Below are 26018 nucleotides of genomic sequence, written 5' to 3'. Positions count from 1 at the left end.
GACCTCATGCTTAGTTGCATTTGGCGCCGGGAAAGCCGGCCTTGATCCAATCCATGCTCTTCATGTTTGCGGGTGGATTGACGCATTCAGCGCCAAAGGTCTGCACGTCGACCGCCAGCACGCGCTTGCTGGCAGCGTCGTATCTCGTCCTGCCAATGGCAGTGCCCTGAATGGCCTGATGGCCATCACCGAGGGCCATGCGAATCTGTCCGCCGGGGGTCTCGAATGTCGAGTTGCGCAGGGCATCAGAAATCTGTTCCGGAGAGGGCTTCTTGCCGCCGTTCTTGGCCATTGCAGTCTCGACTGCCAGCTTCACGCCCATGAACGCTTGCGTCATACGATAGCCGGCCTGCACCGGAAGCACCTTGTGCATGGACTGGTAGCTGGCCTGAAACCAGTCATTGATAGGGCTCTTGGCCGACAGAATGCCGTAAGCGCCGCGCGCGCCGATGATCGAACCGTCAGGCATCTTGTCGAGCAAGCCCGGCAAAACGTGATCTGCCGCGCTCAGGACCAGGGTTGTATCCTTGAACAGGCCGCGCGCTGCACCCTGCAACAGGAAGCCTTGCAAGTCACCGCCCCACAGGCTGGAATAGGTGATGTCAGCCTGCTTGCCCCCGAGTACCGAGACCTCGGTCCCGTATTGGCCGGCGCCAAACTTGGGCAACAGATCCGCACCCATTTTTGCCTGGGGATAGACGTTCGCCATACTGGCCAGGAAATCCCCGCGTGAATCCTGCCCCCACGCGTAATCCTGATTGATCAGGTTCATGGTGTTGACTTTGACGTTGTGGGATTTAAGATAGCGCACCAGTGACACGTTGTCCATGGCGGCGTGCGAGGCCGTCCGGAAAACGTACTTCGGACTGGCGTCCTCAAAAATCCGCGGTGACCCGCAATCGAACAAGACGAGGAATTTCTTGAGTTCGTCAGCGACCGGCGCCACGGCCAGGCAATCGCCCGAGCCAACGTAGCCAATCACCGCGTCAACGTTTTCGCGCTGGTACAGATTGCGCAGCTCCTGCACCTGTTTTGCGCCACCACCGTTCTCGTCGACGAGAACCATTTCAATCTTCATGCCGCCAAAACCAACCTTGTTGTACGGAGCTGGTGCTGCGGCCTTGTTGAACTGCTCGACCATGAGCTTGGCGGCATTGGCGGCAGGCATGCCGAAACTCTCGGCAGCCGGGCCCGACAGGAAGGTCACAACGCCGAGCTTGAATGTCTCCTGGGCCTGCGCTGCGCCGGCCAATGTCAGCAGGCTCGCAGCCGCCAGCATGCTGACCAGGCCCCCGCGAGTCTTGCCTATCAGTTTGGATGAAATCATGTCTAGTCTCCTTCAGTTGATTTTTAAAAAGCGCTCGCGCACCACCATTAATGATCCGTCATTCAATTTACGGATGCATACCTGCTCTTTTTCGTCGCCACTGGCCGCGGCACAAAGCCTGAATCCTGTTCATGTTGAATCTCTTCAGGTCAGTGCCGCGTGCATGGAACGACGCAATTCACGTTTCATGACCTTCCCGTTCGGGTTGCGCGGAAGCGGATCGGTGCCAATCGTCCAGGTTTCCGGAACCTTGTAGTCACTCAGCTCCGCGCTGCACAGCGCCTGAAACGCCTGCGCCTGCGTCGAATCATCCAGCACCGATACGCAGACAAATGCGTGCACACGCTCCCCCAGCACCGAGCAGGGGACACCGACAACCGCGGACTCAATGACCGCGCTGTGCTGTGCCAACAAGTTCTCGACTTCCGCACAAAACACCTTGTAACCGCCGCGGTTGATGACATCCTTCTTGCGGTCCAGGATGCGAACGAAACCCTGCGTATCCATTGTTCCAATATCACCCGAGCGCCAATAGCCATCGCAAAATTCCGTGGCAGTGGCTTCAGGATTGTTCCAATAGCCGCCGACAACCATCGGCCCTTTGATCCAAAGCTCACCGATTTTTCCGTGTGGCATTTCACAACCGGTCTCGTCGACAACGCAAATTTCACCGCAAGGCACTGTGATGCCGACGCTGTCGGTCCGGCCATTGGTCATGTCTGCCGGCATGATGGCGGCCGGGGAAGAGGTCTCGGTCGCGCCATAAGCATTCATCAGAGCCAACGTCGGCAACTTGCGTGCAAGCGCCTCGATGCTGGCAGGTGGCATCGGCGAACCGCCAAAAGCACCAATGCGCCACCGACTCAGATCATGATCAGCCAGGCCCGGCAGCAACAAGCACAGGTTGTACATGGCCGGCACCATCACCGTGTGTGTGATTCTTTCAAGCGCAGCAAGTCGCGCAAACTCCAGCGCCTTGAACTGCGGCATGACCACGACGCAGCCTTGGCAGTAAAGCATGGTGTAGAGCTGGCCGACCAATCCTGTGACGTGATTCATGGGCACCGCCAGCATGCTTCGGTCCTGATTCGTGAGCTGCATCGTCAAGGCGAAGTTCATGGCCGAGTGCACGATATTCAGATGGCTCAGCATCGCGCCCTTGGGCTTGCCGGTCGTTCCCGAGGTGTAGAGCAAGGCTGCAAGATCTTCTTCCTGTCGCATCGTGGGTGTGGCGAGCGGCGACTCCTGCATCAGCACGGAGAAGGATTCAAACGGCGCCGCAACCGTCGGGCCCGCAACAAACCGATGCATCAGGCCTGGCACCGCAGCCGTGGCAGGAACCATTTGCGCCAAGTCGGAAGCACACAACAAGACGGTAGCGCCCGAGTCTTCCAGGATGTACTGGACTTCCGGTGTCCGTGCCCGGGCGTTGATGGGGACGACCACCGCACCAATCCAGGCACAGGCATAGGTCGCAATCACAAATTCGCTGCAATTGGCCATGAACATTGCCACCCGTTCGCCAGGTGCGACGCCCCGCCCGGACAAGCCGGCGGCGCACCGGGTGGCCGCGGTGTAAAGCTCGCGCCAGGTAAGGTGCAGTCCACTGACGACCAGCGCCTCCCCGTCCGGGTTTTGCTCCAATGCGACGATCAACATTTCCGCAATGGTCGAGGGGCGCTGATAGAAGCAACGGATCATGCGACCGCCAGAATGAAGTTCCCTTCTGATCTGTGGCATGGCAGCTTCCATCAACTGGCGCTCAGCGCCCAGTTGCTGAAAGTTCGGCGCCACCGCGCCATCCAAGGCGGCGCTGTCCGCATGGGTTGGCATGTTCAACGCACCATGCATCAGCATTTCAATGCAATGCTGCACCGCCTCCTGCAAGCTGCGTGCCCCATGCACGCCGGGTCGATACCAGCGGCCAATGCCGCTCAGAGCACCGACCACGGTGAACGATGCGATTTTCGAATCGCCCTGGGCAATCCAGCCTTCATCCATGCCCTGTTCAATGAGTTGGTGAAATTCAGCATCGATTTCGCGCTTGAGCGCACGCATCTCCTGTCGCTTCGCTTCCGACAGTGGATCTTCCCCGACCCTGATGACACAGAGTCCGAAATCGCTGGTGACGACCTCGGCATAGTTCTCCATGGCAATGCGCAGGCAATCACGGGCCTGCAGACCGTGTTGGGTTGCCGCACGGATGCTTTCGCGCAAGACTTCCAAACCACGCTTGACGCACTCGAAAAGCACCTGCTCCTTGTTTTCAATGTAGTAGTAGAGCGTCGGTTTGGTGACATTCAGGCTTTGCGCAATGTCGTCAAGGGATGTGCCCGCGAATCCCCGCTCATTGAACAGGCGCGCAGCCGCGAGCAGCACCGCATCCTTCTTGACGCTACGGCCCTGACGGCGGTCCTGTTTTGATTTCCACGGGGAAACCACCACCTCAGTAATCATCTTACCGACAACATTTTGCACACATCTATTCCCAAGAATATTTAGATATTTCTCTCTGACACAAGAAAGTTACTTCTGAGTAACTATTCGACTTTTGAAAGTTTATGCAGCCATGATAGACAGCATCGGACGCGAAGCATTCAGGGCTTACCCGTAGCCCTTGACACGTTGGCGACATCGACGGGCGGTGAAGCTCTACCCCTTGCATTCGCGCCTGACCCCATCATCAGCAAACAGTCGACACAGACAAAAGCACATGGTTGCCAGCACAGGACTGCAACAGGAAACGTGAATGTTCCAATAAGAAAGATCTCGGGCATTGGTTAGTCCCACCAGACGTTGAACTGTTTCACCGCCGATGCCGGCTCGCTGAACTGAGGTGGACGTTTGGCAATGAACGAAGCAACCCCCTCCCTGCCATCGCGCTGGCTCACGTGGAACATCGCCAATGATTCGACCTTGTGCGCATGCAAAGGATGCGGCATCCCAGAATTGCGATACATCATCTGGCGAATCAGCGCGGTGGACGCCGGCGAGCGTTCGGTCACCATGACGCGCGCCAGGTCGTATGCGCGCGCCAGCAAACGCTCGGCGGGTACGATCTCTTCAACCAGTCCACCATCGAGGGCCGCCTTCGCGTCCAGTATCTCGCCAGAGTAAGTCCACTTCAGGGCTTTGGCGAGGCCGACAATTTTCGGCAGAAACCAGCTTGAGCAGGCATCCGGGACGATACCGATCTTGCCGAAGACAAAGCCGAAACGGGCATGCTCGGAAGCCAGCCGGATGTCCATTGCCAGCGTCATCGTGGCGCCGACGCCGACGGCGACGCCATTGACCGCAGCGATGACCGGTTTGGCGCAGTCGAAGATCGCCAGTGTCACCCGGCCACCCGTGTCGCGCACGCCGCTGACGATCTCAGGATCGTGCAGGCGCTCGTCCATGTCACGCATCGTCGGAGCAAGCGCTTCGTTAAGGCCAAAGACGTTGTCAGCGTTAGCGGCCAGGTCCATGCCCGCGCAAAACGCGCGGCCGGCGCCGGTCACAACGATGACACGCACGGCGTCGTTGTCGCTGGCACTTTGGAAAGCGTGGACAAGTTCGTCTGCCATTTCCACGGTGAAGGCGTTCAAGTGATCGGGCCGGTTGAGCGTCATTGTCAAAACGTGGTCGACGATGGCGCAGTTGATAGTTTCGTAGTTCATGAGAGGTCTCGGTAAAAATCAGGATCTCGCTTTTGCTGGAAGGCCAGCATGCCTTCCTTGAAGGCGGGCGAGTCGAGCAGTTCACGCTGGCGCAGCCGCTCGTACTCCATCTGCTGGGCCAGCCCGTTCAAGTATGCGGATTCGTAGGCACGCCGCACATCCCGGCAGATGCCCGTCGGCGCCCTGCTTAATCGCAAGGCCGTGCTCATAACGGCTTCCTGCAGTTCGGCATCAGGAACGCTGCGCCAGATCATGCCCCACTCGACAGCCTGCGCAGCTGGGATGCGATCGCCCAACAGCGTCACCGCTTGCGCCCGGGCCCAGCCCAGCATGTGTGCAAGCTTCCACGTCGCGCCAAGATCGGGCACCAAGCCCAGCCGGGGTGCGAAGGTCAACAGAAACGACGCGGACTGAGCCGCGATCACGATGTCCGCCGCCAGGGCGATGCTCACGCCTGCACCCGCGCAAACGCCATTGACGGCGGCGATGCTGGGGATCGGAAGATCGTGCAGCGTCTGGATCACGGGGTTGAAATACTCGGCCATCAGATGCGCCTGCCTGACACCCATGGATTCATCGGCAAGACCGGGCACGCCTGCTTCGTCGAGCTGCCAACCTGCACAAAAGGCTCGTCCAGAGCCGGTCACGACAAGCGCGCGGACCGAGTGATCGTCTGCGAGTCCACGCAGTTCGCGCAGCAATTCCTTGATTGCATCCAGGCTGAGGCTGTTGAGCGAGGCAGGTCGGTTGAGCATCAAGATGACAAGGTCGTCCTGACGTACCAACTGAATGGAAGAACTCATGGTTGCCCTTTAAACAGTGCTTATCCGGATGAAGCCGAATTCACTCGCCGTCGCGACCTCCCCGCAATGCCAGCAGGGAATCCGGCCGGTGACGTCAAGCCGCCAGCGCGCTGGCGCGTGCCAGACTCTCGCGGCACTGCGCAACGATGCGCTGCAGCAACTCATAGCAAGTCGGTATGTCGTCGATCAAACCCACCACCTGCCCAGCCCAGACCAAGCCGGCGTCAAGTTCTCCGCTCTGCAGCGCAAAGCGGCCGCGCTGGCCCGAAACCAGCAACTGGACGTCGGCAAACTCGCAGCCACCCGGCCGCTGCTCGGTGGCCACCACCTCGTCGGAGACGGCGTTCCTGAGGACGCGCCCGGTGTTGTGCAAAGTGCGAAAAATCAATTTGGTGTCGCGTTCGCTGGCGCGCACCAGTGCCTGCTTGATCTGTTCGTGAATCGGTGCCTCAACGGTGGCGCAGAAGCGAGTTCCCATATTCACCCCTTCAGCCCCCAACGCCATGGCGGCAGCCATCCCACGGCCGTCGGCGATGCCACCGGAAGCGACCACCGGAATGCGCAGAGCCCGCGTCGCCAGTGGAATCAGTACCAGTCCCGGCACGTCATCTTCACCCGGGTGACCTGCGCACTCAAAGCCGTCGATGCTCACCGCATCGACGCCATTGCGCTCGGCCGACAAGGCATGTCGTACGCTGGTGCACTTGTGCACGATGCGAACCCCGTTCTGCTTGAGTTTCTCGATGAACGCCTTGGGGCTGTTGCCCGCTGTCTCGATAACCTTGACACCCTTGTCGATCACCACCTCGATGTACTCGGCATAGGGGGGTGAATTCACCGAGGGCAGGATGGTGAGGTTGACGCCAAAAGGCTGGTCGGTCATGCTCCGGCAACGGTCGATCTCGCGCGCCAGCGCCTCGGGTGATGGCTGTGTCAGCGCAGTCAGCACGCCCAGCCCGCCGGCATTGGAGACGGCGGACGCCAGATCGGCAGTGCCCACCCATTGCATGCCGCCCTGGATGATCGGGTAGCGGATTCCCAGCAGTTCGGTGACTCGCGTTTTCATGGTGATGTTCAGTAAATGGAATGGATCAAATGGAAATAGTCAGTGGCCGGTAAAGACAGCGGCACGCTTGTCCAGGAAGGCACCGACGCCTTCGGCGAAATCATCGGTCTGAGCACAGGCCAGGAAGCCGTCGGCCTCGGCGTCCAAGTGTGTGTCGAGCCCGTTCTGAAAGGACGTACGCATCAATCGCTTGAGGTGCCCGTAGGCCAGCGTCGGACCATCGGCCAAGCGGCGAACCAGGCGCCCGGTTTCGAGTGCCAGATCAGCCGTCGGTACAACCCGGTTGACCAGACCCAGTCGCAGCGCCTCGGCGGCGTCAATGTTCTCGGACAGGAGGGCCAGTTCCAGTGCTTTGCGCAAACCAACAAGCCGCGGCAGACCCCAGGATGTCGAACAATCGCAACTGGCGCCTATCAGCGGGTAGGCAATACCGAAACGGGTGCCCTCGGCGGCAATCACCAGGTCGCAGCCCAGCATCAACCCAAAACCACCGCCGGCCACAGCGCCCTGCACACTGGCCACTACCGGCGCCTGCAGGCCCGCCAGCAGGCGCAGGCCGCCGTGCATGCCGGCGATTAGCGCGCGCGCCGCGGGCAGCGGATCCGATCGCATGGCCGAAAGATCACCGCCCGCCATAAAGGCACGTCCCTCGGCTGAAACCCACACCACACGCACGTGCGCGTCGTCGGCGATCGCCTGACAGGCGGCATGAAATTCGTTTGCCATGCGCGTATCGATGGCATTGAGCGCCTGCGGACGATTGAAGCGCAGATGCGCCACGGCGCCGTCGCGCCAGCACAGCACAGCCGCGCTCTGCTCCGCCGGATGGGGGGCTACGGTCGTTAATTGGGGAGCAGAAGATGGGGTCATGATGGCGTCACTGGAATAAAGTTCAATCGTCGGATGGCTGAAACAGCCAACCTGCCGAGCCGCCCTGCCATTCGCATCGAACACCGATGGACGCTATCGGGCAGTCCCGGGCTCACGGCCCGGGACGTGAGGATCAACTGGTGCCGGGAAGCTGGTAATCGCGAAACTGCTGACGCAAGCTGGTTTTCAGCAATTTCCCGGTCGCCGTGTGCGGCAAACTGTCAACGAACACCACATCATCGGGCAACCACCACTTGGCGACGCGCTGACTCAGGTGATCCAGAATGTCCTTGGCCTCGACCTTGACACCGGGACGCTTGACGACCACAAGCAGTGGTCGCTCCTGCCACTTGGGATGGGCAACACCGATGACGGCGGCCTCGGCCACGGCCGGATGGGAACTGGCGGCGTTCTCAACGTCGATCGAGGAAATCCACTCGCCGCCGGACTTGATCACGTCCTTGGCCCGGTCTACCAACTGCAGGTAGCCATCCGAGTCGATGGTCGCCACATCGCCGGTCGGGAAAAAGCCTTCGGCATCCAGCACAGCGCCACCCTCGTCCCTAAAATAACCGCTGGCAATCCAGGGGCCACGCACCAGCAGGTGTCCGAAAGCCACACCATCCCAAGGCAGGGCGCAACCTTGCGCATCCACGATTTTCAAGTCCACACCCCAGACGCCCCGTCCCTGTTTGAGCTTGACCTTGACCAGGTCTTCGTGCGGGACGTTGGCGTGCTTGAGCAGGAGCTTGCTGATCACACCAATGGGACTGGTTTCGGTCATACCCCAGCCCTGTACCACTTCAGCGCCGAAATCATTTTCAAAACGCTCAAGCATGGCGCGCGACACGGCCGCGCCGCCAATGCCGATCCGCTTGACGCCCAGTTGGCGCGGGTCAAGGTCGGGACTGGCGTCCATGTACTGAAAAAGCATCATCCAGACCGTTGGAACCCCCTGCGAGAAGGTGACGCGCTCGTCGCGCATCAGTGCATAAATACTCTTGCCATCCAGGTGCGGTCCGGGAAAGACGAGCTTGGCGCCGACCATCGCTGCGGCATAGGGCATGCCCCAGGCATTGGCGTGGAACATGGGGACAATCAGCAGCAGGGTTTCGTTCGAACTGATGCCGAAGGTATCGGGGGCTAGCTCCATCAGCGTGTGCAGCACGGTGGAACGATGAGAGTACAGAACCCCCTTGGGGTTGCCCGTGGTACCCGAGGTGTAGCACAGCGACGACGCCGAACGCTCGTCGAATTCAGGCCAGGTGTAGTCCGTGCTCTGCGCGTCGAGCAGCTCTTCATAGCACAGCAGGTTCGGCACCTGGATGTCGGGCATGTGCGCGCGATCCGTCATGGCGATGAAAGCTTTCACCGTCTTCAGTACCGGCGCCAACTGCTCAACCAGTGTCGCAAACGTGATGTCGAAGAACAGAATCTGGTCTTCAGCATGATTGATGATGTAGTCAATCTGTTCCGGAAACAGGCGCGGATTGACCGTATGCAAAACCGCCCCGCTTCCCGCAACGCCGTAGTACAGAGCCAGATGGCGGTGTGAATTCCACGCCAGCGTGCCGACGCGCTCGCCCGGCTTGATGCCCAAAGACGTGAGGGCGTTCGCCACTTGCTTGCTGCGGTCGCGCAGTTCACCCCAGTTGGTGCGGTGCAAGGGGCCTTCCGGCAGGCGCGAAACAATTTCAGTGCCGGGGTGAAATGTCGCGGCGTGCTCGATCAGGGATGAAATCAACAGTGGGCGGTCCTGCATTAAGCCAAGCATGGTTTATCTCCTTGAAGCAGCGTATGTGACTTCGATTTGTCTATTGGACTTAGGGGCGCGCGGACTGAGACGGGTCCGTGCGCCTTCAGGGCAGGTGTCCGATCCCTAGCCACCAGTCGAACTGATCACTTCGTAGGCCTTGCCATTGAAGCGTTGCAGGACCTTTTTCTCGATCGGAAAGAAGTCGTCGGAAGCGGTCCTGACGTCGATGCCGGGGTACAGCATAGGTGGCGTGAAGTGGAGGCTGGCCGCCTGTTTCATGATGTTCTCCCGAGTCAGGTTGTCGCCGGCTTGACGCAATACCTGCGTCATTGTTGCGGCTGCGGCGTAGCCGATCGAGTTGAGCGTATCCTCCGGATCGCCAGCGGGGTAATACTGCTTCATCGTCGCCAGATACTCGGCTACATCCTTATTGCCAACCGCAGCAGGATCAGTGGGGCTGAGCAGGTAGGTCGACGAGATCACGCCGACTGCATTTTCAACACCTGCGGGCTTGAGCACCGCACTGGCCGACTGCGAAACGCTGACCAAATACTGGGTCGGCTTCCAGCCGATCTCGGCCGATTTGCGGATCGCCTGGGCAGCGAACTTGGGTGTGGTCATGATCACGAACACATCAGCGCCCGAGGCCTTGAATGACACCATCTGGCTGTCAATGGTGGGGTCGGTCACCTCGTGTGTCAGGTGCAACACGATCAAGTGTTTTCCCTTCTCGCCAAGTCCATCGGTCAGGCCTTTCATATAGTCCTTGCCGAAATCATCGTTTTGCATCAGCACCGCGATCTTGGCATTGGGCTTGGTGGCGAGGATGTGCCGTGCATAAAGCTGACCTTCTGTCTGATAGGTGGGCTGCCAACCCATTGTCCAGGGAAAATTCTTGGGGTCGCCGAAGCGCGTGGCGCCCGTGTTGACGAACAGCTGCGGAATTTTTTTGGCGTTGAGGTAGCGTTGCACCGCCATGTTGTGAGATGTGCCCAGCGAGGCGAACATCAGCAGCACCTCCTCCTGCTCCACCAGCTTGCGCGTCTGCTCAACCGATATGGCCGGGTTGTAGGCATCGTCGGCGGTCATGAAGTTGACTTTGCGACCATTGATGCCGCCGCTGGCATTCAGCTTGGAAAAATAGGCGGCCATGGCCTTTCCACAAGCGCCGTAAGCAGAGGCAGGCCCGGAATACGGCGTCAGGTTTCCGATCTTGATTTCGGTGTCACTGGCGCCCGTGTCATATTTTTTTTGCGCGTGAACCGCAAGCGGCAAGGTGGCCACCATGAGCAGACCGACGCCGAGCTTGAGAGAATGCCGCCGACCGGCATCTAAAGATTTGACCATGAAGTATCTCCTGTGATTTATGCATCGAACGACTCACCACGAATACCTGCAACATTCGGCAAGACCATGGCAATGGTAGGCAGGGGAGAAAAACACAGCATCGTCGGAACGGACGATTTTGCTGGGCCCTGGTTTTGCGTCAGCCCGCACGGTGGCTGCGGCGCTCGTTGAGCTTGCGCAGCAGACCCATCACACCACCGGGCATGACGAACATGATGGCGATCAGCACCACGCCGTAAACCGCCCAGGGCGCGGCCTTGGAGACCTTTTCCGCCAGGTTCGGAACAAACATGATGAACATGGCACCGAAGAAAGCGCCCCACAGGGTGCCCACGCCGCCGACCACAATCCCGACCAGCAATGAAATGGACAGAAACAGCGTGAACGAATCGGGCGAGACAAACTGCACGGCGATCGCCGACAGGGCTCCGCCCACGCCGGTGTAGGCCGCAGAGACACCGAAGCTCATGGACTTGTAATGGCGGTTGTCGACGCCCATCGCCTCCGCTGCCATGGCGTGATCACGGATGGCGCGCATGGCGCGACCGCTGCCGCTTTGCAGCAGGTTGTGCGCGATGACGAACATCACGCCCGCAACACCGAGGGCGAACAGGTAAAGCCACTGGTCCTGCGTCAACGGCAGACCGAACGGTGCGTCGGGCTTCATAAGCACGATGCCCTGCACTCCGCCGGTCCAGGCCTCCAGATGCTTGTACTTCAGCAGTTGCGGCATGGCCACGCCCAACGCAAACGTGGCCAGCGCCAGGTACAGGCCTTCAAGCTTGAGCGCCGGCCGCCCAAACAGGTAGCCGACAACCAGGCAGAACACGCCAGCCGCCGGCACGGTGGCCCAATAAGGTGCGCCCGCATGCTCCATGAGGATGGCGGCGACGTAGGCACCCAATGCAAAAAAGGCGCCATGCCCGAGGGAAATCTGGCCGTTGTAACCGGTCAGGATGTTCAGACCGAGCAGGGCAATCGCATACGCGAGCACCATGGTCGCCTGAAACAGGTGGTAGCCCTTGGCCACGAAGGCCAGGCCCACGGCCAGGGCCAGCAGCAACAGAATCCAGCGCCAGGACAAGCCGGCGGCGATGCCCGCCTTGCGGGGGGAAGAATTCGTCTTGATTGGCTGATTCATGGTTCAAACCCGGGTAACAATTTTTCGACCGAGCAGTCCGGACGGACGCACAATCAGCACGCCGACGATCAGCACCAAGGCCACCGACAGCTTGAGTTCGGTGCCGACGACGTAGGTGCCTATCAGGTTTTCAAGCACGCCCACGATAAAGCCGCCTAACACGGCGCCTACAGGATTGTCGATACCGCCGATCAGGGCGCCGGCAAAGGCATAGATCAGAACACCGGTCATCATGTTCGGGTCCAGAAACACCACCGGAGCCACCATCATGCCGGCCACCGAGCCGATCGCGCCCGCCAGTCCCCAGCCCAGCATCAGCATCCGGCCGACGTTGATACCCACCAGACGCGAGGACGGCGCATTCTGCGCGGCAGCACGCAGCGCCAGGCCGATCGACGTGAAGCTGAAGAATGAAAACAACAGCGCGACCATGACCAAGGCCACAAGGATGGCGCCCACTTGGTGGGCCGACATCAGTTCTGAGCCATACCAGGCGTTGGACGGGAACGGACTCGGGAACTGCTTGATGGTATAGCCAAACAACCAGCCGGCCAGGCTGTGGAAGATCACCAGCAGGCCGATGAAAACCACCACCACCGACAATTCCGGCGCCTCGTGCATCGGTCGTATGACGACAAACTCGATCACTGCTGCCAGCACAAACGAGATCACAACGGTGAGTGCAAAAGCGCCCCAGTAGGGCAGGCCGGCCTGCATCAGCGCCCAGGCCAGAAAGGTCGAAAACATCGCCATCTCGCCCTGGGCGAAATTGATGTGGTGCGTGGCCTGGTAAATCATCACCAGGGCCAGCGCAACGCTGGCATAAATGCCGCCCGTGGCCAGGCCGGCCACCAGTTGATGCAGGAATTCGTTCATCGACGTCAGCTCCTATTCGCCAAGGTAGGCACGACGCACGGCATCGTTGTTGCGCATCTCGGCAGCCGAGCCTGACAAGACGACACGACCGGTTTCCAAAAGATAGGCCGAGTCGGCCAGGTCCAATGCCAGTCGCGCGTTTTGCTCGACCAGCAGGATGGACACCCCCTGCTCCTTGTTGATGCGGCGCATGATGCTAAAAATGTCCTTGACCACCAGCGGCGCCAGACCAAACGACGGCTCGTCCAGCAACAACAGCCGGGGACGACCCATGAGCGCGCGCCCGATCGCAAGCATTTGCTGCTCGCCTCCGGACAGCGTGCCGGCCTGCTGCCTTTTGCGCTCGGCCAGGCGCGGGAAGTAGCCGTAGATGCGCGCCATGTCTTCATCGGCGCCGACCCGGTTGTTGCGTGAAGAAACACCCAGGCGCAGATTCTCCTCCGTGGTCAGGCCCATGAATGTGCCACGCCCATCAGGCACATGACCCACCCCCAATCGTGCGATCTGCTCGGTTGACAGGGCGTCAATCTTGCTGCCCGCCAGGGTGACAGTGCCGCTGGTCTGAACCATCAAGCGGCACAGGGCGCGCAAGGTGGTGGTCTTGCCGGCGCCGTTGGCGCCCAGCAGGGTGGTCACCTTGCCCTCGTCAACATCCAGATCGATGCCATGCAGCACCCGGGTGTTGCCGTAGCGCGCCCGCAGTCCTCTTGCTTCAAGCAGATGGCTCATGTGGCTTTCTCCTCTGCTTCACCGAGGTAGGCGCGGATCACCTCCGGGTGCATGCGCACCTCGGCGGGCGTTCCTTCGGCGATCTTCTTGCCAAAGTTCAAGGCCACCACGCGGTCCGAGATGCTCATCACGAGCCCCATGTGGTGCTCCACCAGCAGCACCGTGACCTTCAGCCGGTCACGAATGTCGCGAATCAATACGCCCAGGCCTTCCAGTTCCTCGTGGTTCAGGCCGCAGGCCGGCTCGTCGAGCAGCAGCAACTGCGGGTCCGAGGCCAGCGCGCGTGCCAGCTCCACCCGCTTTTGCGTTCCGAAAGGCAGATCGGCCACGACGCGCTCGGCGTATTCCGCCAGTTGCAAGAAGTCGATCAGGTCATCGGCACGGGCGCGGGCCGCAGCCTCGATCCGCGCGGCGCCCGGCAGGCGAAACGCATTGCGAAGAAAGCCAGCATGGTGGCGGCTGTGACAGCCCATCAGCACGTTTTCGCGCACCGTCATCGAGCGAAACAACGCCAGGTTCTGGAAGGTGCGGCCAATCCCGATTTCGGCGATCCGGTGGCGGCGCAGGGAGCGCAGCTTGTGTCCATTGAAAGTAATGCTTCCGCTGTCGCACTCGTACAAACGGGACAGGCAGTTGAACAACGTGCTCTTGCCGGCACCATTGGGCCCGATCAGCGCGCAGATCTCACCGGGGCGAACGTCGAAGGACACGCTGTTGAGCGCCAGGATGCCGCCAAAGCGGACGATAATGTTTTCCACCTTGAGCAGAGAACCGCTCCCCGGATCACTCTGTGCATTTGCCATGGGCGACTCTGGTTGGAGACATTACAGACGTTCGATGATGGTGACGTTGGCCATGCCGCCCCCTTCGCACATGGTCTGCAGACCATAGCGTTTTCCGCGTTGACCCAGTGCATTGATCAGCGTGGTCATGAGCTTGGTACCGGAAGCGCCCAGTGGATGGCCCAGGGCAATGGCACCGCCGTTGACGTTGAGACGATCCGGACTGGCGCCGAGTGCCTTGAGCCAGGCCAGCGGCACGGAGGCGAAAGCCTCGTTCACCTCGTAGAGATCGATGTCTTCGATCTTCAGTCCGGCCTTCTTGAGCGCACGCTTGGTGGCCGGGATCGGCGCTTCCAGCATGATCACCGGATCGTGGCCCAGCACCGACATGTGGTGGATGCGCGCCAGCGGCTTGACGCCCAGGAGCTTGAGGCCGCGCTCGCTCACGACCATGACGCCGGTCGCGCCGTCGCAGACCTGGCTGGCATTGGCGGCGGTGACAACTCCACCTTCCTGCAGCAACTTGACGTTCTGGATCCCCTGCAAGGTGGCTTCGAAGCGGATGCCCTCGTCCACCATGTGCATCTCGCCGGTGTCCACGCCTTCGGGCGAACGCACGGCCACCGGCAGGATTTCTTCCTTGAATGCGCCCGCTTGGGTGGCCGCGATGGCGCGCTGGTGGCTGAGCAGCGCGAAGCGGTCGAGCTCATCCTTGCTCAGGCCAAACTTCTTGGCCATCAGCTCGGCGCCCGCGAACTGGCTGAAAACCACGTCGTTGTAACGCTTGTTAATGCCCGGACTCTGGAAGAATCCCAGGCCCGCCTTCTGCGCCAGCGAACTTGGGCTGAACATCGGGACGCGGGTCATGGACTCGACGCCGGCCGCGATCACAATGTCCATGCAGCCGGACATCACGGCTTGCGCGGCAAAATGCACGGCCTGCTGCGAGGAGCCGCACTGGCGGTCGATCGAGGTGCCCGGCACCGAGTCGGGCAAACGGGACGCCATCACGGCATTGCGCGCCACGTTGGTGGACTGCTCGCCAACCTGGCTGACGCAACCCATGAAGACATCTTCCACCAGAACGGGGTCGGCCCCGGAGCGGTCCAACAGCGCATTGAGCACCTGGGCGGACAAGTCCACCGGGTGCCAGCCGGCGAGGCGGCCGCCGCGACGGCCGCCAGCGGTACGGGTGGCGGCAACGATATAAGCTTCAGACATGATCAGTGGCTCCGTTAGGGGGTGAATGGGCTGTGACAGGATTCTGTCCGCTCACGGCTTGCACAGCGTCGTCGGAACGGACGAATTTGGAACACCCTGCTGCGTGCCCAGCGTCGAATCCGTCGCCTCGGACGATGACTGGCGGCCCGCCGCGCGCGACGATGATCACTTCTGCCGTGATTGAAGCCGCCAGTCATCTCCCCTCATCCCACCGAGTGAATTTATGCTGCCCAACCACTTCCTGACCGCCGACGGACGCACCGAGCTGGCGCTCTTCATCGAGTCCATCGAACGCTTCTGTACGACTGAAATCAAGCCTACTACCGCGATTGGGAAAAGGCCGGCCAGGTGCCGCGCGAACTGTCAGGGCTTTGTGCAGATAATGCGCGAGCTGCGGCGTGAGCGCCTGACCATCGGCGTGCAGGGGTTGCATGGCGCCAAGGGCGCGCTCGCCGTGAGCCTGCAGATGTGCAGGAAGGCGAGGCCTTCGGACAGCCGATCGCGCAGTTCCAGAACACGGGCTTCAAGCTGGCCGAGGTCGCGACCCAGATCGCTGCCGCCGAGTCCTTCACCAAAGCCTGCATCGACGCCAATCGCCGCGGCGACCTGCCGCCACCAGCGGCGTCAGCCCTCAGGCTACCCGCCGGCGAGCTGTTCTAGAGGCGGCCGACGAGTGTTTGCAGCTCTTCGGCGGCTACTGCTACATGGCTGAGTACCCTATCTCGCGCTTCTGGACCGACGCCCGCGTATTGCGCATCTACGGCGGCACTTTCGAGTTCATGAAGGAGCTGGTGGCGCGCTCCTTGCTCGGGCGGTGAAAAGGGAACCGGGCATAGCCCGGTCCAACTACAAAAGTTGACCGACTTAACGCGGCGCCATGCGGATGGCGCCGTCCAGCCGCACACTCTCGCCGTTAAAGTAGCCGTTGACGATCATGGTCTCGGCCAGATGGGCGTATTCAGCCGGGTCGCCCAGGCGTTTCGGAAACGGCACCGATGCCGCCAGCGCCGCTTTGACGTTGTCCGGTGCTGCCTGCAGCAAGGGCGTATTGAAGATGCCGGGCAGGATGGTGTTGACACGGATGCCTTCGCCCATCAGGTCGCGCGCAATCGGCAGGGTCATGCCGACGATGCCGGCCTTGCTGGCCGCGTAACTGGCCTGACCCATTTGTCCATCCTGTGCCGCCACGGATGCGGTGTTGACGATGGCGCCGCGCTCGCCGTCCGCCAGAGGCTCCAGGGTCAGCATGCCGGCCGCCGATTTGGCGATGCAGCGGAAGGTGCCAACCAGGTTGATCTGGATGATGCGATCGAAATTGTCCAGCGGGTAGTGCTTGATATCGCCGGTCGTCTTGTCGCGACCGGCGGTCTTGACGGCGTTGCCGGTACCGGCGCAATTGACCAGGATGCGCTCCTGGCCGTTGACTGAACGCGCCCTGGCGAAGGCCGCGTCGACCTGCTCCTCGGAGGTGACATCTACTTGGCAGAAGACCCCGCCAATCTCCTGCGCCAGGGCTTCGCCCTGGGCCACATTTAGATCGAACAGCGCCACCTTGACGCCATGGGAAGCCAGACGGCGGGCCGTGGCAGCGCCTAGGCCAGAGGCGCCGCCGGTGACGACGGCAGCAATTTTTGAATTGAGTTGCATGAGAACACCCTTTGAAAATCGTGCCGCCAGTCTAAGAAGAACGGGCGCATCGGGCATCGTCCGAAGCGACGAAAAACCGGTCGCAGGCCGCCCCCTTGTGGGGCAGCGCAGCACACGAAATGGCAAAACTGGGGGGCTAGCGTCGCAGGCGGATCAAGCCTTCCTGCGCAACCGAGGCCACCAGGCGGCCATCGCGACTGAACAGGTTGCCACGGCAAAAACCCCGTGCGCCGGTGGCAGAAGGTGAATCGGTTTCATAGAGCAACCAGTCATCGAAGCGGAAGTCGCGATGGAACCACATGGCGTGGTCCAGGCTCACGCACTGCACCTGGGGCTGCATAAAAGTCAGCCCGTGCGGCCGCATGGCGACCAACAGCAGGCTGAAGTCGGAGGCGTAGGCCAGCAGTGCCTGATGGATCAGCGGGTCGTCCGGCAGTGGGCCGTGCGCGCGCATCCAGGTCTGGTTGGCAGGCGGGCGCGGCTCGGGCGCGAACATGTCCAGCGGCTCGACCGGCCGGATGTCGATCGCACGCGCCTGATCGACCACGGCCCGGGCCGCTTCTGGCAGGCGATCGCGCAGCGCCAGGCGGGCTTCATGTTCGTCCTGCAGGCCTTCAGGCGGCAGTGTCACCGGCATCTCGCGCTGATGATCGACGCCGGGCTCGCTGCGGTGAAAGGAGGCCGACATGTGGAAGATCGGTCCTCCATGCTGCAGCGCGACCACACGCCGCATGCTGAAACTGGCGCCATCGCGCACTGCGTCCACCTCATAGTCAATCGGGCTGGCTTTGTCACCGGCGCGCAGGAAGTAGCCGTGCAGCGAGTGCACCGCCTGCGTGGGCACGGTACGGGCAGCTGCCATCAGCGCCTGGCCCAAGACCTGACCGCCAAATACCGACGGGCTGCCAATATCGATGTTGCCGCCGCGAAAACGGTGGTCATCCAGTTGCTCCAGACGGAGCTGCTGGATCAAGTCGTGGAGTGCGGCCAGACGGCGTGGATTCTGGGTGGCAGTGATAGACATGGTATGTGGGATAAGTCAGTAAACAGGGTGACAGGCGGGATGCGGTGCATGGCCAGTGTATGCTGCATAATTCGCGAACAATTCGTCTGAATGGACGGCTTTTCCCGCGCAAACGCTCTGGCCCACAAGCCTTCCGGCGCGGCCTTCGACTCTTTGCAGCGATACATGCCCGCTTTCTCCCACAACGATCCAGGACCAATGAGCGCCGCCACGCCGGCCGGACCTTCAGTCGGCTCCGCGGGACTCGACAACAAGTTCAACCCGCCGGCGCCGATGGCCGCCCAGGTGCAGCGCCAGGGCCTGTGCGAGGCGATTTGCCGCTCTGCCGGACAGTTGGTGCTGGTCAGTGCACCCGCCGGCTTTGGCAAGACCACGGCCATGGTGCAGGCCCGCGCGCGGCTTGAACAAACCGGCGTGAGCACCGTCTGGCTGACACTGGACCGCGCCGACAACGATGTCTCACGCTTCATGATCTGCTTGGGCGAGGCCGTCACGCGGCTCGGCTTGGGCGGTCCGGATGCGGCCGCCGGCGTCGACTCCGTGCAGGCGCTGGCACGCAGCGACATCCCGTTTGCGCTGTTTCTCGACGAGTTCGAAACCGTGCACGAGGCGGCGGTGCTGGGCCTGGTGCGCGAAATCGCCGATCACCTGCCGCGCGGCGGACATTTGATCATTGGCTCGCGCAGCCTGCCGCAGTTGGGCCTGGCCCGGCTACGGGTGCGCGGCCTGCTGACCGAAATCGACGCCGACCGCCTGCGCTTCAGCCTTCAGGATGCGCTGACCCTGTTCGAGCAACGGCGCCAGCCAAACGTCCTGAGCACCGAGCAGCTGTTCCGTCTGCACCAGAAAACCGAGGGCTGGGCCACCGCGCTCTGGCTGGCGTCGATCGCGCTGGACCGCACCGTCGACCAAAGCGACTTCGTCGACCGGTTCTCGGGATCAAACCGGGCCGTGGCCGACTACCTGGCCGAGGATGTACTGGCGCGCCAGCCAACCCACATCCGGCGCTTTCTGCTGCGCACAAGCCTGCTGCGCCAGCTCGACGCCTCGGTCTGCGCCGCGCTCAATCCCCGCGCCGACTGCGTGGCGCTACTTGAACAACTGGATGCCGAGCACCTGTTCCTGAGTCCGGTAACGGGTGCGCGTCGCACGTGGCGCTACCACAGCCTGTTCGCCGACTACCTGCGCACCCAGCTTGAGCGCGAGCACCCGGACGATGTGGCGCGCCTGCATCTGGCGGCCTCGGGCTGGTACGAATCGAAGGACCGGCCGGTGCCGGCGATCGACCACGCCATCGAGGGCGGCGATTTCCCGCACGCCATGAGCCTGCTCGACAGCCACGCCGACGCCTTTCTGGAACAGGGTCGCATGCGCCTGTTGTCGCGCTGGTTCGCCAGCATGCCGCCGAGCCAGCGCCAAGCCCACCCGCGACTGGAGATGATCGCGATCTGGGCCGCCTGCTTCACACGCGGTCCCTGGGAAGCGATGGAAATGCTTGAACGATCCGGCGCCAGCGCCAGCGACGACCCTTACTTGCGCGCCAACGCCAACGGCATCCGGCCGATGCTGCTGGCGATGCAGGACCGCAACGAGGAATCACTGGAGGTGGGCCGCGAAGCGCTGCGTCAGTTGCCCACCGGTCACCAGTTTGCCGACACCACGCTGCTCAATGCCATGGCGCACAACCTGGCCGTGATGGGTGATCAGCGCGAGGCCCAGCAACTGCTGGACGCCGCCCGGCGCGAGCAGGGCGGCAGCAGCACCTTCAACCGCATGTACACCGAGTCCACGGAAGGCCTGCTCGATCTGCAGCAGGGGCGTCTGCGCCAAGCCACGGCACGCTTTCGCCTGGCGGTAGACGCCACCCATGCGATAAGCCATACGCACACCCACGGGAACGCACTGGCCGGCGTCTACTATGCCTGCGCGGTCTACGAACTCAACCAGCTCGACCAGGCCGAGCACCTGCTCAACGTCTACCTGCCGATCACGCGCGATATCGGCCTGCCCGACCACATGATCCTCGCCCACGCCATGCGCTCGCGCATCGCTTTCATCAATGGCGATGTGGACGCTGCCTCGCTCGCCATCACGGAGCTCGAATACCTCGGCAACCAGCGCAAGCTGCCGCGGGTGGTCGCGGCGGCCAAGCTCGAGCGCGCCCGCATGCTCCAGTTGCAGGGCAATGCAGCGGCGGCGCACGACGAGCTGATGCGGGCCGACGACCCCACCTTGTGGAGCCGCGAGCAGCGCCAGCGCATGCTGGCGCATGACATCCAGTACATGGCAATGGCCCGCCTGCGCTGGGAGATCGCGTTTGGCGACGCGGGCGCCTGCCTCGGTAGGCTGGATGCTGAAAAGAAACGGGCCGCCGAGGCCGGTCGCCACCGTCGCCTGCTGGTGCTGCGCCTGCTGCACGCCCTGGCCTTGCAACGCACCGGCGACATGCCGGCTGCTGTGACGGAGATCGGCACCGCGCTGCAGTTTGCCTGCCAGGAAGGCTTCATGCGCTTGATCCTCGATGAGGGCCCGGCGGTCGGCGCACTGGTGCAGCGTTACCAGTCCCTGCACGACAGCGGCCAGATGCGCGACCCTTTGCTGGGCGACTACCTGCAGCGCCTGCTGCAGGCCTTTGGTCCGCTACCGACAGAGATCGAAGCAACGCCGGAACTGCTCGGCGGCGTGCTGGAGCCGCTGACACGCAAGGAAATCCGCGTGCTGCAACTGCTGGTCGAGGGCTACTCGAACAGCGCAATGGCGGAAAAGCTGTTCGTCTCCGACAGCACGGTGCGCACCCACCTGCGCAACATCAACATGAAGTTCGGCGCCCACAGCCGCACACAGGCGGTGGCGATTGCGCGCCGGCTCGGCCTGATCGCCTGATTTCACTGCGGGTATGCGCCCGCTGCGTGCGTTCTTTTCAGGTTCCGCTGTAACGCGGCGGGCGTTTTTCCAGAAAGGCCTGCATGCCTTCTCGGAAGTCATCGCTCTGGGTACACAACACCTGCTGGCGGTCTTCCATCGCGACCACGGCGTCCAGGCTGGCGGCATCGATTGAATGGCCGAGGGCCTCCTTGGTCAGGCGCAGTCCCAGCGGCGTGGTGCGCAGCATGTCTCCAGCCAGGGCCTGGGCCTCGCCCTGCAGTTCGTCGAGCGGCGCGACGCGACTGAACAGGCCCAGGCCGTAGGCGCGCTGGGCGTCCATGAAACGGCCGGTCAACAGGTATTCGGCGGCGACCGAACTGCCCACCATGCGCGGCAGGAAATAGCTCACACCCATGTCACAGCCGGTCAGTCCGACACGGATAAAGGAGGCGTTCATGCGCGCATCGGGCGTACCCAGGCGGATATCGGACGCCAGTGCCAGCGCGAAACCACCGCCGCTGGCGGCGCCCTGGATCACGCTGATGATCGGCTGCGGGCAGCGGCGCATGGCGAGCATGATGTCGCGGATGCTTTGCTGCACCGCCATCATGCCGACAGTGCCGAGTTCGCTGCCCGGCCGCTGCTCCTTGAGGTCGAGCCCGGCGCAAAAGCTCGCGCCGGCGCCCAGCAGGATGACGACGCGCACTTCGTGCCGGCGGTACAGACCCTGGAAATACTCGCGCAGGGCGCTGGCCAGCGCCGGGTTGAGCGCATTGAGGCGCTGCGGCCGGTTCAGGGTCAAGCGGGCGATGCCGCCACTTTCCTGGATGTCGAGAATGTCCTGCATGATCAGACCTTTCGATGTTGCTGACAAGCGGCTCACAGCGCGCGCGAGATGACTTCCTTCATGATTTCACTGGTGCCGCCATAGATACGCTGCACGCGGGCATCGGTGTACATGCGCGAAATCAGGTACTCGTTCATGTAGCCGTAGCCGCCAAACAACTGCACGCAGATATCGACGACGCGGCCCTGGGCCTCGGAGCCCCAGAGCTTGGCCATGGACGCCGTGGCGGTATCGAGCCGCCCGGCCACCAGGTCCTCCACGCAGCGATCGATGAAAGCGCGCCCGACCTTGATCTCGGTGGCGATCTCGGCCAGCCGGAACTTGGTGTTCTGGAAATCGGCGATGGTCTGGCCAAAAGCCTTGCGCCCGCGAACATAGTCGAGCGTGACCTGGTACGCACCCTCCATGGCGGCCAGCGCAGTCACGCCGATGACCATGCGCTCGTATGGCAAGTCACCCATGAGCTGAAAGAAGCCCGAGCCTTCCTTGCCACCGAGCAACTGGTCGGACGCCACGTGAACGTCATCGAAAAACAGCTCCGAGGTGTCCTGCGCCTTCAGCCCCATCTTGTCGAGCACACGCCCGACGCGATAGCCCGGACAGTTCTGCGTTTCAACAATCAGGATCGAGGTGCCGCGCGCGCCCTGGCTGGTGTCGGTCTTGGCGACCACCAGCACCAGGCCAGCCAGAAAGCCGTTGGAGACGAAAGTTTTGGCGCCATTGATGACATAGCCTTCGCCCGATCGATCGGCACGCGTGCGAATTCCCTGCAGATCGGAGCCCGTGCCAGGCTCTGTCATGGCGATGGCGCCGACCAGTTCGCCGGATGCCAGACGTGGCAGGTAGCGACGCTTCTGGTCATCCGTGCCATGGTTGAACAAGTAGTGCGCCACGATGCTGTGCACCGAAGCGTTCATGCCAGTCAGGCTGCGGCGCGCCATCTCTTCGTAGAACACTGCCTCGTGCCGGAAGTCGCCACCGGCGCCACCGAACTCGGGCGCGATGTCGGTGCAAAGCAGACCGGTCGCGCCCGCCTTTCGCCATATCTCATGGCCGACGTGGCCGCGTTTGCGGGCCTCATCATCATCGGGCAGCATGTGTTCTTCGATGAAGCGTACAACCGTGTCGCGGTATTGGTCGAGGTCGGGATCAGTCCAGGAGCGGCGAAAGGTGATGGGCATGGGAATCGTCCAGTGGAAAAAAACTAAGAGCGAAAAGAGTGTCAGACGGACGCTACGCCCCAGCGCGCAAGCACCGCATCGGAAGTGCCGGCCAAGCTGCGCACCGGCATGGCGGCCGGCGTGCGGTCAAAACGCGGCGCGGGTGCGGGCTGCAGTACGCCGTCAAGCTCGACGAAAGTCGCGCGCGCCGCGTTGTGCGGATGACGCGGCGCCTCGTCCCAGTCGAGCACGGGCGCAAAGCAAGCGTCACTGCCTTCGAGCAGCGCACACCACTCGTCGCGCGTGCGGCTGCGAAACACCTGGGCCAGACGCAGCTTGAGCAAGGGCCAGGCCGCGCGGTCCATCTGGTCGTCGAAGACCGGGTCTTCGGCAATGCCACAGTGCTCGCGCAGCAGGGCATAGAACTGAGGTTCAATGGCGCCGATGGCCACAAAGCGGCCGTCGGCGCAAGCGTAGGTATCGTAGAAAAAGGCGCCGCCGTCGAGCAGGTTCTCGCCGCGCTGGTTACTCCACTGCCCGGCAGACTTAAAGCCATATATCATGGCCGACATCAGGGCGGCACCATCGCTCATGGCGGCGTCGACCACTTGGCCGCGGCCAGAACGACCGGCCTCGAGCAGGGCGCTCAGCAGGCCCACGGCCAGCAGCATAGCGCCACCCCCGAAATCGCCCACGTAATTAAGAGGTGGCACCGGCGACTCGCCGGATCGGCCGATAGCATGCAGGGCGCCACTGATCGCGATGTAATTGATGTCGTGCCCGGCAGCCTGCGCCAGCGGGCCGTGCTGGCCCCAGCCGGTCATGCGACCATAGACTAGACGCAGATTGCGCGCACGGCAGACGTCAGGGCCCAGGCCCAGACGCTCCATCACGCCGGGGCGGTAACCCTCGATCAGCGCGTCGGCGCGCTCAATCAGGCTAAAGACCTGCTCAACCGCCTGCGGATCACGCAGGTCGAGATTGACCACGGTGCGGCTGCGTGCCAATACGTCATTAGGATCGATAGCCGCCCCTGGTCGCGCGATGCGGACTACATCAGCACCCATATCGGCGAGCACCATCGCACAGAACGGCCCTGGCCCTATGCCGGCGAACTCGACAATCCGCAATCCTGACAATGGTCCCGCCATTTGCATGCTCCTTGCTGCGCACGGTTTGCGCACATTTCAAAGACAATGGTGCCGACCTGACGCACAATGCGCATCGTCCGAATCGACGAAATGGTGACGAAAGTTGCACTTCGAGCCCCGGCCTGCCGGGGGTTTGGCCCTTACCCCTATACGGATCTGCCACTTAACCAATTCTCGCCGTCCATCGTTTGGTGACTTGCAGGCAATTCATGGCGATAACGAAATTGGAAATTCCGTCCCGTTCCGAGCGACCGCGCCAAGTTCCCTTTCGCGGATCCTGAACGTCCGGTCCTGCTTTTCCTCGGTGACCGAAAAGGGCATGTAAGAGTCGATCACGACAGGCTGGCCTGCGGCAGTCCAAATCTTCAGTTTTGGCAAGTTCAGACTTTGTGAGATTCAATCGTGGTGCTCAATCCTGTAAAGTTGTTTACGACTTTAATTTGGTGCGTTGTCAATTTGCCACGCGGCTAACCCGCATGGATGCTAGAGGGCTGTTTACGACTTTAATTGCGCAGAATAGGTCTGGAGGAAAAAGCCATGTCTACAGTCATTGCCAAATATGAAGCTGAATCCAAGTTCTACTGCCCGTTTGATTTGAACAAGGTGGATGAATGGTGGGTTGAACGGGACGTTCTGTATGTCAAACTTGCAAAAAATTCTGAACCCGAGGAATTTCTACCCTATTGGGAAGCCAACCCAGATCTATTGAAGTATCCAACCTCATCAGTGGTCAGGGAATCACAGCATATCGTATATGTCTATGCAGACGCAGCGGAGGAACATCAGCTTGGAAAGTTCCATATTGGTGAACCGTATCCCAATGAAGACGAAGCCACTGCAAAAGCCACAAAGGTATTTGGCGATAGATGGGTACTGCTGAACATTGTTCCGGAATCAGCCGCCGATTTCGTTGATGACGACGCAGTGGACAATTTCCACCTTGTACTGAAAGGTGGAATCAAGTTAAGCGCATACGCGCAAGTTACACGCATTGATGGATCGCTTGCCGATCTTATTGAATTTGATCCAAGAATTGTGACGCCTTACCAACTCTATGAAATCGTGGAAGACGCTGAGGGTGATAGCTGGGAAAGAATATCAGTTCATAGAACTCACAAAGCCCCACCGTGCTGCGTCATCACAAACGATATGAAGTACACAATACTGCCAAAAAACAAGAAGTGACACTGCTGAACCCGCTGGGTTCTTTGGCTGGTGTTTGATTAAAAAAATCCACTTCCATCCGCCGTTACATCGTAGAGCCCCCCAAACAAAAAAGCCTGCTAGCAATTACGTAGCAGGATTTTTCAATGCTCATAAAACCTATTTGGTTGGATGCGCAGGGTTGAACCCCCGACAAACGGATTAAAAGAGGCTTCCCAGCTACTTTAGCCGGCTCAAACCCACGACTTACAAACACACGCGCACCATGTAACGGGGTGCCATGCGTAGCCTCAAACAGCTGTCAAGAGTGCTAACGCACGTGACTGCATCGCAGCGGGAGCGGGTATAGCCCACCAGCTTCTTCCTGGAAGCACAAATACAAGGTTTTGATTGCCAATCAGCGGCCTGACACATTCGTGCGAAATAGCCGCGGGGTCGCCGAAAACAGATCGGGTCCAGCAGATGGCCCCAAGCTTCACCGTCAGGTCGAAGTCGGTACCCGCCGCCACGCACTGTGGAGTCCGAAGCGCTGCCCTCTCCTTTCAGCCCGATGCGCCCTTGACTGGGAGCAGCCGAGCCTGTG

General features: G+C 61.4%; 21 protein-coding genes and 1 pseudogene. 3 read left to right on the top strand and 19 right to left on the bottom strand.

What is annotated here, in order from left to right:
* Positions 1 to 10: 10 nt before the first annotated feature.
* The 14 genes from RFER_RS05055 to RFER_RS24480 form a co-directional block, all read right to left on the bottom strand.
* Entirely contained in the window at positions 11 to 1327 is a 1317-nt protein-coding gene (locus RFER_RS05055; protein WP_011463325.1) for an ABC transporter substrate-binding protein, read from the bottom strand.
* A 144-nt stretch (positions 1328 to 1471) separates the two neighbouring features.
* Complete coding sequence (locus RFER_RS05050; RefSeq protein WP_244095810.1) at positions 1472 to 3805, bottom strand: AMP-binding protein; 2334 nt, start codon at positions 3803 to 3805, stop codon at positions 1472 to 1474.
* A 302-nt stretch (positions 3806 to 4107) separates the two neighbouring features.
* Positions 4108 to 4986, bottom strand: a complete 879-nt coding sequence (locus RFER_RS05045; RefSeq protein WP_011463323.1) for a crotonase/enoyl-CoA hydratase family protein — start codon at positions 4984 to 4986, stop codon at positions 4108 to 4110.
* Entirely contained in the window at positions 4983 to 5789 is an 807-nt protein-coding gene (locus RFER_RS05040) for an enoyl-CoA hydratase-related protein (RefSeq protein ID WP_011463322.1), read from the bottom strand. The genes RFER_RS05045 and RFER_RS05040 overlap by 4 nt, the downstream gene beginning before the upstream one ends.
* A gap of 94 nt (positions 5790 to 5883) precedes the next feature.
* A complete protein-coding gene (locus RFER_RS05035) occupies positions 5884 to 6855 on the bottom strand; it encodes an NAD(P)H-dependent flavin oxidoreductase (protein ID WP_011463321.1) in 972 nt (323 codons plus the stop codon).
* Positions 6856 to 6894: 39 nt separating this feature from the next.
* The gene (locus RFER_RS05030; RefSeq protein WP_011463320.1) at positions 6895 to 7725 is read right to left on the bottom strand and encodes an enoyl-CoA hydratase/isomerase family protein; all 831 of its coding nucleotides are present in this window, start codon (positions 7723 to 7725) and stop codon (positions 6895 to 6897) included.
* Between the two features lie 133 nt (positions 7726 to 7858).
* Positions 7859 to 9499: a 3-(methylthio)propionyl-CoA ligase gene (locus RFER_RS05025; protein ID WP_011463319.1), complete on the bottom strand. Its 1641-nt coding sequence runs from the start codon at positions 9497 to 9499 to the stop codon at positions 7859 to 7861.
* 105 nt (positions 9500 to 9604) lie between these two features.
* A complete protein-coding gene (locus RFER_RS05020) occupies positions 9605 to 10828 on the bottom strand; it encodes an ABC transporter substrate-binding protein (RefSeq protein ID WP_011463318.1) in 1224 nt (407 codons plus the stop codon).
* 139 nt (positions 10829 to 10967) lie between these two features.
* Positions 10968 to 11969 (bottom strand): branched-chain amino acid ABC transporter permease, encoded by a 1002-nt coding sequence (locus tag RFER_RS05015; RefSeq protein ID WP_011463317.1) that lies wholly within the window; start codon positions 11967 to 11969, stop codon positions 10968 to 10970.
* A gap of 3 nt (positions 11970 to 11972) precedes the next feature.
* Positions 11973 to 12845 carry a branched-chain amino acid ABC transporter permease gene (locus RFER_RS05010; protein ID WP_011463316.1) on the bottom strand — a complete coding sequence of 291 codons (873 nt, stop codon included), beginning with the start codon at positions 12843 to 12845 and terminating at the stop codon, positions 11973 to 11975.
* A 12-nt stretch (positions 12846 to 12857) separates the two neighbouring features.
* Positions 12858 to 13574: an ABC transporter ATP-binding protein gene (locus RFER_RS05005; protein ID WP_011463315.1), complete on the bottom strand. Its 717-nt coding sequence runs from the start codon at positions 13572 to 13574 to the stop codon at positions 12858 to 12860.
* The gene (locus RFER_RS05000) at positions 13571 to 14377 is read right to left on the bottom strand and encodes an ABC transporter ATP-binding protein (RefSeq protein WP_011463314.1); all 807 of its coding nucleotides are present in this window, start codon (positions 14375 to 14377) and stop codon (positions 13571 to 13573) included. Before RFER_RS05000 ends, RFER_RS05005 begins: the two co-directional genes overlap by 4 nt.
* A 21-nt stretch (positions 14378 to 14398) precedes the next feature.
* Entirely contained in the window at positions 14399 to 15577 is a 1179-nt protein-coding gene (locus tag RFER_RS04995; protein WP_011463313.1) for an acetyl-CoA C-acetyltransferase, read from the bottom strand.
* 193 nt (positions 15578 to 15770) lie between these two features.
* Entirely contained in the window at positions 15771 to 16010 is a 240-nt protein-coding gene (locus RFER_RS24480; RefSeq protein ID WP_244095809.1) for a hypothetical protein, read from the bottom strand.
* Positions 16011 to 16045: 35 nt separating this feature from the next.
* Between RFER_RS24480 and RFER_RS25075 the strand changes: the two are divergent.
* Positions 16046 to 16395: pseudogene (locus RFER_RS25075) on the top strand (acyl-CoA dehydrogenase family protein).
* Positions 16396 to 16441: 46 nt separating this feature from the next.
* On the opposite strand, the gene RFER_RS04985 reads toward RFER_RS25075, so the two are convergent.
* Positions 16442 to 17224, bottom strand: a complete 783-nt coding sequence (locus RFER_RS04985; RefSeq protein WP_011463312.1) for an SDR family NAD(P)-dependent oxidoreductase — start codon at positions 17222 to 17224, stop codon at positions 16442 to 16444.
* A 136-nt stretch (positions 17225 to 17360) separates the two neighbouring features.
* Positions 17361 to 18248 carry an acyl-CoA thioesterase II gene (gene tesB, locus RFER_RS04980; RefSeq protein ID WP_011463311.1) on the bottom strand — a complete coding sequence of 296 codons (888 nt, stop codon included), beginning with the start codon at positions 18246 to 18248 and terminating at the stop codon, positions 17361 to 17363.
* Positions 18249 to 18446: 198 nt separating this feature from the next.
* On the opposite strand from tesB, the gene RFER_RS04975 reads away from it, so the two are divergent.
* Entirely contained in the window at positions 18447 to 21131 is a 2685-nt protein-coding gene (locus tag RFER_RS04975) for a LuxR C-terminal-related transcriptional regulator (RefSeq protein ID WP_041790188.1), read from the top strand.
* A gap of 37 nt (positions 21132 to 21168) precedes the next feature.
* On the opposite strand, the gene RFER_RS04970 is transcribed toward RFER_RS04975, so the two are convergent.
* Genes RFER_RS04970 through RFER_RS04960 form a run of 3 tightly spaced genes read right to left on the bottom strand, consistent with a single transcriptional unit; the run spans position 21169 to position 24271 of the window.
* Positions 21169 to 21960 (bottom strand): enoyl-CoA hydratase/isomerase family protein, encoded by a 792-nt coding sequence (locus tag RFER_RS04970; protein WP_011463309.1) that lies wholly within the window; start codon positions 21958 to 21960, stop codon positions 21169 to 21171.
* 32 nt (positions 21961 to 21992) lie between these two features.
* A complete protein-coding gene (locus RFER_RS04965) occupies positions 21993 to 23141 on the bottom strand; it encodes an acyl-CoA dehydrogenase family protein (protein WP_011463308.1) in 1149 nt (382 codons plus the stop codon).
* 41 nt (positions 23142 to 23182) lie between these two features.
* Positions 23183 to 24271 carry a CaiB/BaiF CoA transferase family protein gene (locus RFER_RS04960; RefSeq protein WP_011463307.1) on the bottom strand — a complete coding sequence of 363 codons (1089 nt, stop codon included), beginning with the start codon at positions 24269 to 24271 and terminating at the stop codon, positions 23183 to 23185.
* Between the two features lie 537 nt (positions 24272 to 24808).
* Here RFER_RS04960 and RFER_RS04955 point away from each other — a divergent pair.
* On the top strand, positions 24809 to 25456 hold the full coding sequence (locus RFER_RS04955; RefSeq protein WP_011463306.1) for a hypothetical protein: 648 nt from the start codon (positions 24809 to 24811) through the stop codon (positions 25454 to 25456).
* The last annotated feature ends 562 nt before the right edge of the window (positions 25457 to 26018 follow it).

The sequence above is a fragment of the Rhodoferax ferrireducens T118 genome, assembly GCF_000013605.1.
GTDB classification, from domain to species: domain Bacteria; phylum Pseudomonadota; class Gammaproteobacteria; order Burkholderiales; family Burkholderiaceae_C; genus Rhodoferax; species Rhodoferax ferrireducens.
This window is presented reverse-complemented; position numbering and strand designations above follow the sequence as displayed.